Source organism: Pseudomonas sp. NPDC096950 (assembly GCF_044762525.1).
In the GTDB taxonomy this organism is placed as follows: Bacteria; Pseudomonadota; Gammaproteobacteria; order Pseudomonadales; family Pseudomonadaceae; genus Aquipseudomonas.
Genome location: NZ_JBIWEL010000043.1, coordinates 6,981 through 20,494, shown reverse-complemented (window position 1 = coordinate 20,494; position 13,514 = coordinate 6,981). Strand labels below are relative to the sequence as shown.

10 protein-coding genes are annotated in these 13,514 nt (G+C 58.9%); all 10 read right to left on the bottom strand.

The window, feature by feature from the left end; genetic code table 11:
- Positions 1–322: 322 nt before the first annotated feature.
- On the bottom strand, positions 323–1,651 hold the full coding sequence (gene tilS / locus ACIQY3_RS33765) for a tRNA lysidine(34) synthetase TilS (protein WP_403028893.1): 1,329 nt from the start codon (positions 1,649–1,651) through the stop codon (positions 323–325).
- Positions 1,652–1,784: 133 nt separating this feature from the next.
- Positions 1,785–2,732 carry an acetyl-CoA carboxylase carboxyltransferase subunit alpha gene (locus ACIQY3_RS33760; RefSeq protein WP_169371386.1) on the bottom strand — a complete coding sequence of 316 codons (948 nt, stop codon included), beginning with the start codon at positions 2,730–2,732 and terminating at the stop codon, positions 1,785–1,787.
- 140 nt (positions 2,733–2,872) lie between these two features.
- The gene (gene dnaE / locus ACIQY3_RS33755) at positions 2,873–6,394 is read right to left on the bottom strand and encodes a DNA polymerase III subunit alpha (protein WP_403028889.1); all 3,522 of its coding nucleotides are present in this window, start codon (positions 6,392–6,394) and stop codon (positions 2,873–2,875) included.
- 76 nt (positions 6,395–6,470) lie between these two features.
- A complete protein-coding gene (gene rnhB, locus ACIQY3_RS33750; protein WP_054047172.1) occupies positions 6,471–7,097 on the bottom strand; it encodes a ribonuclease HII in 627 nt (208 codons plus the stop codon).
- Positions 7,098–7,108: 11 nt separating this feature from the next.
- On the bottom strand, positions 7,109–8,239 hold the full coding sequence (gene lpxB, locus ACIQY3_RS33745; protein WP_403028887.1) for a lipid-A-disaccharide synthase: 1,131 nt from the start codon (positions 8,237–8,239) through the stop codon (positions 7,109–7,111).
- 2 nt (positions 8,240–8,241) lie between these two features.
- Positions 8,242–9,018 (bottom strand): acyl-ACP--UDP-N-acetylglucosamine O-acyltransferase, encoded by a 777-nt coding sequence (gene lpxA / locus ACIQY3_RS33740; protein WP_403028884.1) that lies wholly within the window; start codon positions 9,016–9,018, stop codon positions 8,242–8,244.
- The gene (fabZ, locus tag ACIQY3_RS33735; protein ID WP_128607522.1) at positions 9,015–9,455 is read right to left on the bottom strand and encodes a 3-hydroxyacyl-ACP dehydratase FabZ; all 441 of its coding nucleotides are present in this window, start codon (positions 9,453–9,455) and stop codon (positions 9,015–9,017) included. Before fabZ ends, lpxA begins: the two co-directional genes overlap by 4 nt.
- 108 nt (positions 9,456–9,563) lie before the next feature.
- Entirely contained in the window at positions 9,564–10,619 is a 1,056-nt protein-coding gene (gene lpxD, locus ACIQY3_RS33730; protein WP_403028881.1) for a UDP-3-O-(3-hydroxymyristoyl)glucosamine N-acyltransferase, read from the bottom strand.
- Positions 10,620–10,622: 3 nt separating this feature from the next.
- On the bottom strand, positions 10,623–11,126 hold the full coding sequence (locus ACIQY3_RS33725) for an OmpH family outer membrane protein (RefSeq protein WP_054047181.1): 504 nt from the start codon (positions 11,124–11,126) through the stop codon (positions 10,623–10,625).
- A 45-nt stretch (positions 11,127–11,171) separates the two neighbouring features.
- A partial coding sequence (bamA, locus tag ACIQY3_RS33720) for an outer membrane protein assembly factor BamA (RefSeq protein ID WP_403028878.1) occupies positions 11,172–13,514 on the bottom strand: 2,343 nt, incomplete at its 5' end.

Genomic DNA, 13,514 nt, shown 5'->3' with positions numbered 1-13,514 from the left:
CCACAATGAAGAAACAACACCGCCAGTGAAGAATATGTAGCGCTTCAAGAAAAACCCTAGAAGTCTGCGTTAAAGCGGTCCGAGCCGCCGGGGAAAGCGAAGGAAGGCCGAAGCCCCCGATCACCTGCATTAATCACAGTGCATCTTTCAAAAAAACCGCCGCGTTGGGACAGACCGGGAGATGAAACACCGGTGCGTTGCTCGCTACACATTTTTTGGAATCGCCCAGCAAAGACTGCTTGGTAATCGGCAACTCCTGCAATTCAGGCGAATCCACAGAAGTTGTATCAAGAAGGGAGCGTAGTCTACCGGAAAGCCCCTTTCAGCTCAAACCTTGATCTTCGCTCGGCGGCTGCCAATGTAAATTCCAGCCATCCCGCGCACTGCCGTTCAACCCCCGCAAACCCGCCACCGCCAGCAATTGCTCGCCGCGGTAGAGCAGCGGCAATCTGCCACGGGCAAACAACGGTACCCCACTTTCATTAAGCAAACGCTTCAGGTCGCGGTGACCACGCTCAGGCAGATGCATGATTTCACCGCCTCCACGATAGCGGATATGCAACGGGCCATCGGGGATTTGCCCGGTCATTGAAAGCCGGCCGTTATCGAGCAACGCCAGCGGCGACGTGGGATCGGCCCAGCGCCCGACCACCGGCGGCGTGCGCAACCATGGACCGGACAACCACCAGATACGCCCGCTCGCGCGATGCAATTCACCATCCGCCAGCCGCCAGACCGGACGGGCATCGCCGGTGGCATCGCGAAGATCCTGCCAACCCGACCAATGGTCACTGTCGGGCAGACGCGTCCGGGTCGCCAACCAGTGACTCAATGCATTCCGTTGGCGAGCGGCAGACAGCTTTTCCAGCGACGCCAGTTCCAGGGACGGCAAACCCAGCCAATCGAAATCACTGCGGCTGCACGCCTCGCCGAGATCAATCAACGCCAGCTCATCGAGCAACCCCTGGGCTTCACGCAGATGCGCTGCACTGCGGGCCATGGTCGCCTGCGCTTGCGGCCAACGCTCGGTTAACACCGGGAACACCTGATGCCGCAGGTAATTGCGCGAAAACTGCCGATCCTCATTCGAGGGATCTTCGATCCAGCTCAATTGGTGCGCGGCGGCATACGCCTCAAGCTCCGCCCGAGTGACATCCAATAGCGGCCGCAGCAAATGCCCAGCCCCCAACGCTCGCTCACTTGGCATCCCTGACAACCCTCGCACCCCGGCCCCGCGCAACAGTCGAAACAGCAGGGTTTCGGCCTGATCGTCACGGTGCTGGGCGGTCAGCAGCACTTCATTGGCGAGAGTCGCCGCACTGAAGGCGCCATAACGCGCATCCCGGGCGGCACGCTCAACGCTGGCGCCCGACCGGACCTGAACGTGGACAACCTCCAGCGGCACACCCAGCGCATCACAGACCGACTGACAATGCGCCGGCCACGCATCGGCCGCAGCCTGAAGACCATGGTGAACATGGATAGCGCTGAGCGTCGGCAAGGATTGGGTGTTGGCGAGGTGTGCAAGAAGGTGCAGCAGGACGGTAGAGTCGAGGCCGCCGGAGAAGGCGACGCGCCAGGTTGTCGCGGTGCGCCAAGGCTTGAGGTTCGGCAGAAGCCTGGCAGACAGATCAATCATGGACTGGCTCATATCGATCACTTCACACAAAACAAATGTGGGAGCGGGCTTGCTCGCGAAGGCAGCCTAACACTCAACACACACGTTGAATGTTATACCGCTTTCGCGAGCAAGCCCGCTCCCACATGGGTACAGCGAGATCAGATCAGAGACCGTAGCTCATCAGACGCTCGTAACGACGGGCCAACAGGGCTTCGTTATCGAACTTCTTCAGCATTGCCAGTTGCGAGCTCAGCTCGGCACGGATCGACGCTGCCGCAGCAGCCGGGTCGCGATGGGCGCCGCCCAGAGGTTCGCCGATTACTTTGTCGACGATACCCAGGCCTTTCAAGCGCTCGGCGGTGATGCCCATGGCTTCAGCGGCATCCGGGGCTTTCTCGGCGGTTTTCCACAGGATCGATGCGCAACCTTCCGGCGAAATCACCGCATAGGTCGAGTACTGCAGCATGTTCAACTGATCGCAAACACCGATCGCCAATGCACCACCGGAACCACCTTCACCGATGACGGTGGCGATGATCGGAGTCTTCAGGCGTGCCATGACGCGCAGGTTCCAGGCAATCGCTTCGCTCTGGTTGCGCTCTTCAGCGTCGATACCCGGATAAGCACCCGGGGTGTCGATGAAGGTCAGGATCGGCATTTTGAAACGCTCGGCCATTTCCATCAGGCGGCAAGCCTTGCGGTAGCCTTCCGGACGCGGCATGCCGAAGTTGCGGCGAACCTTCTCGCGCACTTCACGGCCTTTCTGGTGGCCGATGATCATCACCGGTTCATCGTCCAGACGGGCAATGCCGCCGACGATAGCAGCGTCGTCGGAGAAGTGACGGTCGCCGTGCAGTTCGTCGAACTCGGTGAAGATGTGTTCGATGTAGTCCAGGGTGTATGGACGTTTCGGGTGACGCGCCAGACGCGCGATCTGCCAGCTGGTCAGCTTGCCGAAGATGTCTTCGGTCAAGGTGCTGCTTTTGTCCTGCAGGCGGGAGATCTCATCGCCGATATTCAGCGAATTGTCATTACCGACCAAGCGCAACTCTTCGATCTTGGCTTGCAGGTCGGCGATCGGCTGTTCGAAATCTAGAAAATTCGGGTTCATAGGCGTCCGTCTTGGGTCGACATCCAAGAGAGCTTGGGCCGGCCGGTTGTCTATTCGCGCCCTACCTTAAGGGAGAGGCGCGTTCAGGTCGAGATTAAAAATTCAGGTCGAGATCAGGGCCATTCAAAGACGCCTGACCGTCAACGGTATTGGAGGAAGACGTTGTCTCGCCCGAACTGGTCACGCAGGGCTTGAATCAAGGCATCCGCAGGGTCGATCCGCCAGGTCTCGCCGAACTGCAGCAAGGCCTTCGCATCAGGACTGGTGTACTCCATGGTGATCGGGCACGCGCCGCGGTGACGCTTGAACAGCTCACCGAGCCAGCGTAGCTGATCGCCTTTCAGATCCTGGGTGTGCAGCTTCAGGCGCAGGCTTTCGGCCAGGTTGGTGCGCGCATCTTCCATGCTCATCACCCGCTTGACCCGCAGTCGCAAGCCACCGGAGAAGTCATCGTTGCTGACTTCGCCTTCGACCACCACCATCGCGTCAGTCTGCAACAGCGACTGTGCGGAATGGAACGCCTCGGCGAACAGCGACGCTTCGATCCGGCCCGAGCGGTCATCAAGGGTGATGAAACCCATCTTGTCGCCCTTTTTGTTCTTCATCACCCGCAACGCGATGATCATGCCTGCGACCGTCTGCGTATCCCGCGCCGGTTTCAGGTCGATGATGCGTTGACGGGCGAAGCGACGGATCTCGCCTTCATACTCGTCGATCGGATGACCGGTCAGGTACAGGCCAAGGGTGTCTTTCTCCCCTTTCAGGCGTTCCTTGAGGGTCAGTTCCTTGGCCTTGCGGTTATTGGCGTAGACATCGGCGTCTTCTTCGACGAACAGGCCGCCAAACAGGTCAACGTGTCCGCTGTCTTTGGTACGCAGGGTCTGTTCGGCGGCCTTGATCGCCCCTTCCATGGCGTTCAGCAGGACCGCGCGGTTGCGGTCAATGTTGGCCTGATAGGCTTTCTGCTCGTCATGGAAGTACGGACCGAGACGATCCAGCGCGCCGCTGCGGATCAAACCGTCCAGGGTGCGCTTGTTAATGCGTTTGAGATCGACACGGGCGCAGAAGTCGAACAGGTCCTTGAATGGACCGGCCTGACGCGCCTCGGTGATGGCTTCGACCGGACCTTCGCCCACGCCCTTGATCGCGCCGAGGCCGTAGATGATCCGGCCCTCGTCATTCACCGTGAACTTGAATTCCGAAGTATTCACATCCGGCGCGTCGAGACGCAGCTTCATGGTGCGAATTTCTTCGATCAAGGTCACGACCTTGTCGGTGTTGTGCATATCCGCCGACAGTACCGCGGCCATGAACGGCGCCGGGTAGTGGGTTTTCAGCCATGCCGTCTGGTAAGACACCAGACCGTAAGCGGCGGAGTGAGACTTGTTGAAGCCGTAACCGGCGAATTTCTCTACCAGGTCGAAAATGTTACCGGCAAGGTCGGCGTCGATATTGTTGGTGGCGCAACCTTCAATGAAACCGCCGCGCTGCTTGGCCATTTCTTCGGGTTTTTTCTTACCCATGGCCCGACGCAGCATGTCCGCACCGCCGAGGGTGTAACCGGCCATGACCTGGGCAATCTGCATCACCTGTTCCTGATACAGGATGATGCCGTAAGTCGGCGCCAATACGGGCTTGAGGCCTTCGTACTGGTAGTCCGAGTGCGGGTACGCCAGTTCGGCGCGACCGTGCTTACGGTTGATAAAGTCGTCCACCATGCCCGATTGCAGCGGGCCCGGACGGAACAGGGCCACGAGTGCGATCAAGTCTTCCAGGCAGTCGGGCTTGAGCTTTTTGATCAGCTCTTTCATACCCCGGGACTCGAGCTGGAACACCGCAGTGGTTTCAGCTTTTTGCAGCAGCGTGTAAGTCGGTTTGTCGTCCAGCGGGATGAACGCGATGTCCAGCGGCGGCTGATCGACCTTGGCCCGATCGCGGTTGATGGTTTTCAGCGCCCAGTCGATAACCGTCAGCGTCCGCAGGCCGAGGAAGTCGAACTTCACCAGACCGGCGGCCTCAACGTCGTCCTTGTCGAACTGGGTTACCAGGCCATCACCGGCCTCGTCGCAATAGATCGGCGAGAAGTCAGTCAGCTTGGTCGGTGCGATAACCACACCACCGGCGTGCTTGCCAACGTTACGCACAACGCCTTCGAGCTTGCGGGCCATTTCCCAGATTTCCGCGGCTTCTTCATCGACCTTGATGAAGTCACGCAGGATTTCTTCTTGTTCGTAGGCTTTTTCCAGGGTCATGCCGACTTCGAACGGAATCATCTTCGACAGACGATCCGCCAGACCGTAGGACTTGCCCTGCACCCGCGCCACGTCGCGGACCACAGCCTTGGCGGCCATGGAACCGAAGGTGATGATCTGGCTTACCGCGTTGCGACCGTACTTTTCGGCCACGTATTCAATAACCCGGTCACGACCATCCATGCAGAAGTCGACGTCGAAGTCGGGCATCGATACCCGTTCCGGGTTAAGGAAACGCTCGAACAGCAGGTCATATTCCAGCGGATCGAGGTCGGTGATTTTCTGCACATAAGCCACCAGCGACCCGGCACCCGACCCCCGGCCCGGACCTACCGGCACGCCGTTGCTCTTGGCCCACTGGATAAAGTCCATCACGATCAGGAAGTAACCGGGGAACCCCATCTGGATAATGATATCCAGCTCGAAATTCAGCCGGTCGACGTAGACCTGGCGCTTGGCTTCGTAGTCTTCGGTGGTGTCTTTAGGCAGGAGAACGCTCAGGCGCTCTTCCAGGCCATCGAAGGACACCTTGCGGAAATACTCGTCGATGGTCATGCCATCGGGAATCGGGAAGTTGGGCAGGAAGTGCTTGCCCAGTTTCACTTCGATATTGCAGCGCTTGGCAATCTCGACGGTGTTTTCCAGCGCCTCGGGAATGTCGCTGAACAGCTCGGCCATTTCCTCGGCGCTTTTGAGGTATTGCTGATCGCTGTAGTTTTTCGAACGCCGCGGATCGTCGAGGGCGCGGCCTTCACCGATGCAAACGCGGGTTTCGTGGGCTTCGAAGTCTTCCTGCTTGATGAAGCGCACGTCGTTGGTCGCCACCAAAGGCGCGCCGATCTTCTCAGCCAGGGCCACGGCGCCGTGCAATTGTTCTTCGTCATTGGGACGGTTGGTGCGCTGGATTTCCAGATAGAAGCGATCCGGGAACACCGCCATCCATTCGCGGGCCAGGGTTTCCGCTTCCGCCGGGTTGCCGCCGAGCATGGCCAGGCCGATCTCGCCCTCTTTCGCCGCCGACAGCATGATCAAGCCTTCGCTGGCTTCGGCCACCCACTCGCGCTCGATGATGATCGAGCCATTGCGCTGACCGTCGATGAAACCGCGGGAAATCAGCTCGGTGAGGTTGCGATAGCCCACGGCGTTCATCGCCAGCAGACTGATCCGACTCAACGGGTTGTCCGGATCCTTGTTCGACAGCCACAGGTCGGCGCCGCAGATCGGCTTGATGCCCGCGCCCATGGAAGCTTTATAGAATTTGACCAGGGAACACATGTTGTTCTGGTCAGTGACCGCCACGGCAGGCATGTTCATGCCGACCAGGGTCTTGACCAGCGGTTTGATCCGCACCAGACCGTCGACCAGGGAATATTCAGTGTGCAGGCGTAGGTGAACGAATGAAGCCGGCATAGTGATCCTGCGTTATGTCATGAAAACAACAAGGCCCGGATTGTACCGGGCCTTGATAAAAACATCAGCCTTGCGACTAACTCTCGATCAGGTTTTCCCGCGCCTCGTAGGCCAGGCGAACCGGGGCGAACGAGCGTCGGTGAATCGGCGTTGGCCCCAAGCGTGCCAAGGCTTCCAGATGAACGGGGGTCGGGTAGCCTTTATGGCCACCGATCCCGTAACCCGGGTAAATCAATTCGAAAGCGGCCATTTCACGGTCGCGGCTGACCTTGGCCAGAATCGATGCCGCGGCGATGGCCGGTACCTTGCCGTCGCCCTGCACGACCGCTTCGGCGCGCATGGACAGTTTCGGGCAGCGGTTGCCGTCGATCATCGCCAGTTTCGGCTGAATGTGCAGGCCCTCGATGGCGCGCTGCATGGCCAGCATGGTGGCATGCAGAATGTTCAGTTCGTCGATTTCTTCGACTTCGGCGCGAGCGATATGCCAGCTCAGGGCCTTCTCGCAGATTTCGTCGTAAAGCTTTTCGCGGCGGGCTTCGGTGAGCTTCTTCGAATCGTTCAGGCCCAGGATCGGCCGATTCGGGTCGAGAATCACCGCAGCCGTGACCACGGCGCCGCAGAGCGGGCCGCGACCGACTTCATCGACACCGGCTACCAAGTCTTCCACTTCAGCGACCAAGGTGAAATCCAGCCCCATTTGCATGCTTGTCTTATTCATTGTACTTGTCCGATCAGTTTCAGCACGGCATCCGCCGCCTGGTTGGAGGCATCCAGACGCAAGGTCCGGTGGATTTCATCGAAGCCCCGAGTCTGTTCTTCACCGCCCTCGATCAGCGGCGACAAGGTCTGGGCCAGGGCTTCAACCGTCGCATCGTCTTGCAACAACTCGGGCACCAGCAGGCGCTGGGCCAGCAGGTTGGGCAGCGAGACGTAAGGGCTTTTCACCATGCGCTTGAGAATCCAGAACGTCAGCGGCGCCAGGCGATAAGCGACGACCATCGGCCGCTTGTACAACAACGCTTCAAGCGTAGCGGTTCCGGAGGCGATCAACACGGCGTCGCAGGCTGCCAGGGCCAGATGGGATTTGCCGTCGAGCAAGGTCAGCGGCAGATCGCGGCCAGCCAGCAGCTCTTCGAGCTGGGCGCGGCGTTCGGGGCTGGCGCAGGGCATGACGAATCGCACGCCAGGACGCAGGGCACGCAGGCGCTGGGCGGTATCGAGGAACAGCGCGCCGAGACGCCCTACTTCACCGCCACGGCTGCCCGGCATCAACGCCACCAGCGGCCCGTCAGGCAGGCCCAGCTCGGCCCGCGCCGCAGCGCGATCGGCTTCCAGCGGAATGGCATCGGCCAGGGAGTGCCCGACGAACCGAACCGGTACGCCTTTCTCCTCATAGAATTTGGCTTCGAACGGGAAAAGCGTGAGCATCAGGTCGCAGCCTTCGCGAATCTTCAGCACCCGCTTCTGCCGCCAGGCCCAGACCGACGGGCTGACGTAATGCACGGTCTTGATCCCGGCCTGACGCAGCTTGAGTTCGATATTGAGGTTGAAGTCCGGGGCGTCGATGCCGATGAACGCGTCCGGTTTCTCGGCGATCAGGTCGGCGATCAGCTTCTTGCGCCGGCCCATCAGCTCGCGCAAGCGACCCAGCACTTCCACCAGACCCATGACCGAAAGTCGTTCCATCGGGAAGTAGGAGGTCAACCCCTCGGCCTGCATCAACGGGCCACCAACGCCAATGAACTCCACCGCCGGATGCTGTGCCTTGAGTGCACGCATCAAACCCGCGCCAAGGATGTCGCCGGAAGCCTCACCCGCTACCAGCGCAATACGCAGATTAGCCATGATTAACGGGTGATGCCGCGGGTCGAAGACTGGATGGAGTCACGGAACACCGCGACTTCCGGGAACTGTGCCGAGGGCTCGGCCAGTTCGGTGAGCGCCTGCTCGACCGTCAGGCCCTGGCGATAAACCACCTTATAGGCACGACGCAGGGCGTGAATCGCATCTTCGCTGAAACCGCGACGGCGCATGCCTTCGAAGTTCATGCTGCGGGCTTCGGCGGGGTTACCGAACACCGTGACATACGCGGGGACGTCCTTGCCGATGGCGGTACCCATGCCGGAAAAGCTGTGGGCGCCGATGTGGCAATACTGGTGAACCAGGGTGAAGCCGGACAGGATCGCCCAGTCCTCGACGTGCACATGGCCGGCCAACGCAGTGTTGTTGACCAGGATGCAGTGGTTGCCGATAACGCTGTCATGGCCGATGTGCGCATAGGCCATGATCAGGTTGTGATCACCCAGGGTGGTTTCCGAACGGTCCTGCACGGTGCCACGGTGAATCGTCACGCCTTCGCGGATGACGTTATGGTCACCAATGACCAGGCGAGTTTCTTCGCCTTTGTATTTCAGATCGGGCGTGTCCTCACCTACCGAGGAAAACTGGTAGATGCGGTTATGCTTACCGATTCGGGTCGGGCCCTTGAGAATCACATGCGGCCCGATCACTGTCCCCTCGCCGATTTCCACACCTGCGCCGACGATCGACCAAGGGCCGACTTCGACACCCTCGGCCAGTACGGCCGTCGGATCGATGATTGCGCGAGGGTCAATCAAACTCATAGTTTGCGTTCCGCGCAGATGATTTCAGCGGAGCAGACTGGCTTGCCGTCGACCGAAGCCTGGCACTCGAACTTCCAGATCTGGCGCTTGCAGCTCAGGAACTTGGCTTCGAGGATCAACTGATCACCCGGCAACACCGGCTGACGGAAACGCAGCTTGTCGGAGCCGACGAAGTAGTAAAGGGTGCCGTCGGCCGGTTTCACGTCCAGCATCTTGAAACCAAGGATCCCGGCAGCCTGGGCCATGGCTTCGATGATCAACACGCCCGGCATGATTGGATGCGCAGGAAAGTGACCGTTGAAGAATGGCTCGTTGATGCTGACATTCTTGTAGGCGCGAATGCGCTTGCCTTCCACGTCCAGTTCCACAACCCGGTCCACCAGCAGGAACGGGTAACGGTGAGGCAGGTATTCGCGAATCTCGTTGATGTCCATCATTTCGGGGGGAAGCCTATGTAAAGATTGGGAGCGCGCGACTGAAGCGCACCCCTCTAGCAAATCAAGGAGGCAGTCTAGCGGCTGTGCACACTTGATATGGAAATGGTATCAGCCATCTGATGAAGCATTACCGTCAGGGGTCACTTCCCCTACACGCTTTTCCAGTTGTCGCAGACGCCGCGCGATGTCATCGAGCTGACGGATGCGTGCCGCGCTTTTGCGCCACTCGGCAGCCGGTTGCATGGCTGTACCGGAAGAATAGGAGCCCGGCTCGGTAATCGAGTGGGTCACCATGGTCATCCCGGTCAGGAAAACGTTGTCGCAAATCTCGATATGCCCCACCAGCCCTACACCACCAGCGAGCATGCAATGCTTGCCGATCTTGGTGCTGCCGGAAATCCCCACGCACGCTGCCATGGCGGTGTGATCACCGACCTGCACGTTATGGGCGATCTGAATCTGATTGTCGAGCTTCACACCATTGCCAAGAACGGTATCGGCCAGCGCACCACGGTCGATGGCGGTATTCACGCCAATCTCCACGTCGTCACCGACCAGGACACCACCAATCTGGGCGATTTTCTGCCAGACACCTTTCTCGTTGGCAAAACCGAAACCTTCGCCACCGAGAACCGCGCCCGACTGAATCACTACACGTTTGCCAATGCGCACGTCGTGGTACAGCGTGACCCGTGGAGCCAGCCAGCCGCCCTCGCCAATCTCGCTACGCGCACCGATGAAGCAATGCGCCCCAACGGTCACGCCCGCCGCAATACGCGCGGCGCTTTCGATCACCACAAAGGCACCAATGCTTGCTGCCGGGTCTACCACCGCGTCCGCCGCTACCACCGCTGTCGGATGAATACCGGCAGCAGCCTTTGGCTTGGGATCGAACAGATGGGAAACACGGGCGTAAGCCAGGTAAGGATCCGGCACGACCAGCACATTACCGGCAAAACCTTCGGCGTCAGCCGCTTTCAGCAACAAGGCTGCAGCTTTGCTGTCCGGCAGGTATTTGCGGTATTGAGGGTTTGCCAGAAAGCTCAACTGAGCTGGGCCAGCCTCTTGCAAAGTGGCTAGCCCAGTAATTTCTTTCTCCGGGTCGCCACGTAGGGTGGCGCCGAGGAACTCGGCCAATTGGCCGAGCTTTATAGTCGCTGTCATGGATTACTTCAGCTGATTCATGCGCTCGATAACCTGGCGAGTGATGTCGTACTGAGGCTTGACATCAATCACTGCGCCACGCTCGAAGACCAGGTCAAAAGCACCTTTCTTGATAACTTCTTCCACAGCACTGTCCAGTTTCGGCTTGAGCTGCTTCAGCATTTCACGATCGGCAACGGCTTTGGCTTCGTTCAATTCCTTGGACTGGAACTGGAAGTCACGGGCCTTTTGCTTGAATTCAAGCTCCAGACGCTCACGCTCGCCTTGCTGCATCTTGTCGCCACCGGCTACCAGACGGTCCTGGATACCTTTGGCACTGCTTTCCAGAGTTTTCAGCTTGGTCAGTTGCGGACCGAACTTCTTCTCGGCATCCACGGCGTACTTCTTGGCCGCGTCCGATTCCAGCAGGGCCATCTGATAGTTCAGAACGGCGATTTTCATGTCGGCAAAAGCCGGGCCTGCTACCAGTACGGTCGCCAGGAGAACCAATTGAGTCAACTTACGCACGATGCACTCCTACAAAATCCATTGTCGTTATCTTGGGTCAGACGCTTAGAACGTCTGGCCGAGGGAGAATTGGAACACTTGAGTTTCAGCGTCATCCGGTTTCTTGATCGGCATGGCCAACGCGAAGCTCAGAGGGCCCAGTGCGGTAACCCAGGTCACGCCGACACCGACGGAACTGGCCATGTTGCTCAGGCTGATGTCGTTGCACTGCGTATTGGCTTTCGAACCATCGGCGTTCGTTGGCGATTTGCACTGCGAGTCGAACACGTTACCCACGTCCCAGAATACCGAAGTGCGCAGGGAGCGCTGATCCTTGACGAATGGCAGAGGGAAGAGAACTTCCACACCACCCTGGATCAGGACGTTGCCACCGAACGGCAGTGGATCCTGGTCCGGATCGACTGCGGTGCCTGGGTTCTTGCCGGTACTTGGTGTACTGCGAGGCCCCAGGGTGCTGTCCTTGAAGCCACGTACCGAGTTGAAACCACCAGCATAGTAGTTTTCATAGAACGGCAAGCCGTCGGTCGAACCATAACCGTCGCCATAACCCAATTCGGTGTGCAGGCGCATGGTGTAGTTTTCAGTCAACGGCTGGAACAACTGGCCACGGTAGTCGAGCTTGAAGAACGACAAGTCGCTGCCCGGGGTAGTGGTTTCCAGGGTCAGGCTCTGGGAGTGACCACGAGTTGCCAGCACGCCTTTGTTCAGGGTGGACTCGGACCAACCGGCCGACGCCTTGAAGTTCAGGTAGTTGTCGCCTTCCTTGTTAACGAAGTCGAAGATCTCGTCAACGGTGTACAGGCCAGTCTTGATCTTGTCTTGTTGCGCAGTCAGGCCGAAGGTCAGGCGCGACGTTTCGCTGATCGGGTAACCGACGCTCACGCCAGCACCCAGGCTGTCTACTGCATAGCTGGCTACGTCGACGTCGAGGTCTTTGTAGTCAGTGGTGCGATAGAACGCGTTGTAACCCAGGCTCACGCCGTCAGCAGTCCAGTACGGGTCGACATAACCGAAGTTATAGCGGCTCTGGTATTCGCTTCGGGTCAGGCCAATGCTGACCTTGTTACCGGTACCCAGGAAGTTGTTCTGGGTGATCGAACCACCGAGGATCAGACCGGCACTCTGGGCGAAACCGACACTGGCGGTAATCGAACCGGAAGCCTGCTCTTCTACGCTGTAGTTCACATCAACCTGGTCGTCCACACCTGGCACGGCCGGGGTTTCAACGTTCACTTCTTTAAAGAAGCCCAAGCGCTCAAGACGGGTCTTGGATTGGTCGATCAGGTAGGTCGAAGCCCAGCCGCCTTCCATCTGACGCATTTCACGACGCAGCACTTCGTCTTCGGACTTGGTGTTGCCACGGAAGTTGATGCGGTTCACGTAGGCACGCTTGCCTGGATCAACGGCGAAGGTGATGTCTACCGTGTGGTCGTCATCGTGTGGCTGAGGCACGCCGTTGACGTTGGCGAAGGTGTAGCCCTCGTTACCGAGACGACGGGTGATCAGTTCGGAAGTCGTGGTCATCAGCTTGCGCGAGAACACCTGGCCTTTCTGAACCAGCAGCAGGGACTTGACCTGGTCTTCAGGCACCTTCAGGTCACCGCTGAGCTTCACGTCACGAACGGTGTACTTCTCGCCTTCGTTGACGTTGACCGTGATGTAGACGTGTTTCTTGTCCGGGGTGATGGACACCTGGGTCGAAGCGATATCCATGTTGATATAGCCGCGGTCCAAGTAGTAGGAGCGCAGACGCTCCAGGTCACCGGAAAGCTTCTCACGAGCGTACTTGTCATCGTTCTTGAAGAACGACAGCCAGTTGGTGGTCTTGAGTTCGAAGAGGTCGATCAGGTCGTCATCAGGGAAGACCGTGTTACCCACCACGTTGATGTGCTGGATAGCCGCAACGGTGCCTTCGTTGATGTTGACCTTCAACGCAACGCGGTTACGCGGCTGCGCCACCACTTCGGTGTCGACAGTCGCCGAGTAGCGACCCTGAGCGACGTACTGGCGCTGCAGTTCGTTACGCACACCTTCGAGGGTGGCGCGCTGGAAGATCTCGCCTTCGGAAAGACCGGATTGCTTGAGGCCCTTCATCAGGTCTTCAGTGGAGATGGCCTTGTTACCCTCGATCTCGATACTGGCGACCGACGGACGCTCGACTACCGTGATAACGAGGACATTGCCTTCGCGACCCAGCTGGATATCTTGAAAGAAACCGGTTTTGAACAACGCACGAGTGGATTCCACCAGGCGACGATCATCCGCCTGTTCACCGACGTTCAACGGCAAAGCACCAAAGACACTACCCGCGGAGACCCGCTGGAGGCCATTGACGCGAATATCAGAGATAGTGAAGGACTCGGCGTGAACTTCGGCGATCATCAATAC

Coding starts and splice junctions, on each gene's coding strand:
- tilS (WP_403028893.1), bottom strand. CDS start 1,651: ATGAGCCAGTCCATGATTGATCTGTCTGCCAGGCTTCTGCCGAACCTC.
- ACIQY3_RS33760 (WP_169371386.1), bottom strand. CDS start 2,732: ATGAACCCGAATTTTCTAGATTTCGAACAGCCGATCGCCGACCTGCAA.
- dnaE (WP_403028889.1), bottom strand. CDS start 6,394: ATGCCGGCTTCATTCGTTCACCTACGCCTGCACACTGAATATTCCCTG.
- rnhB (WP_054047172.1), bottom strand. CDS start 7,097: ATGCAAATGGGGCTGGATTTCACCTTGGTCGCTGAAGTGGAAGACTTG.
- lpxB (WP_403028887.1), bottom strand. CDS start 8,239: ATGGCTAATCTGCGTATTGCGCTGGTAGCGGGTGAGGCTTCCGGCGAC.
- lpxA (WP_403028884.1), bottom strand. CDS start 9,018: ATGAGTTTGATTGACCCTCGCGCAATCATCGATCCGACGGCCGTACTG.
- fabZ (WP_128607522.1), bottom strand. CDS start 9,455: ATGATGGACATCAACGAGATTCGCGAATACCTGCCTCACCGTTACCCG.
- lpxD (WP_403028881.1), bottom strand. CDS start 10,619: ATGACAGCGACTATAAAGCTCGGCCAATTGGCCGAGTTCCTCGGCGCC.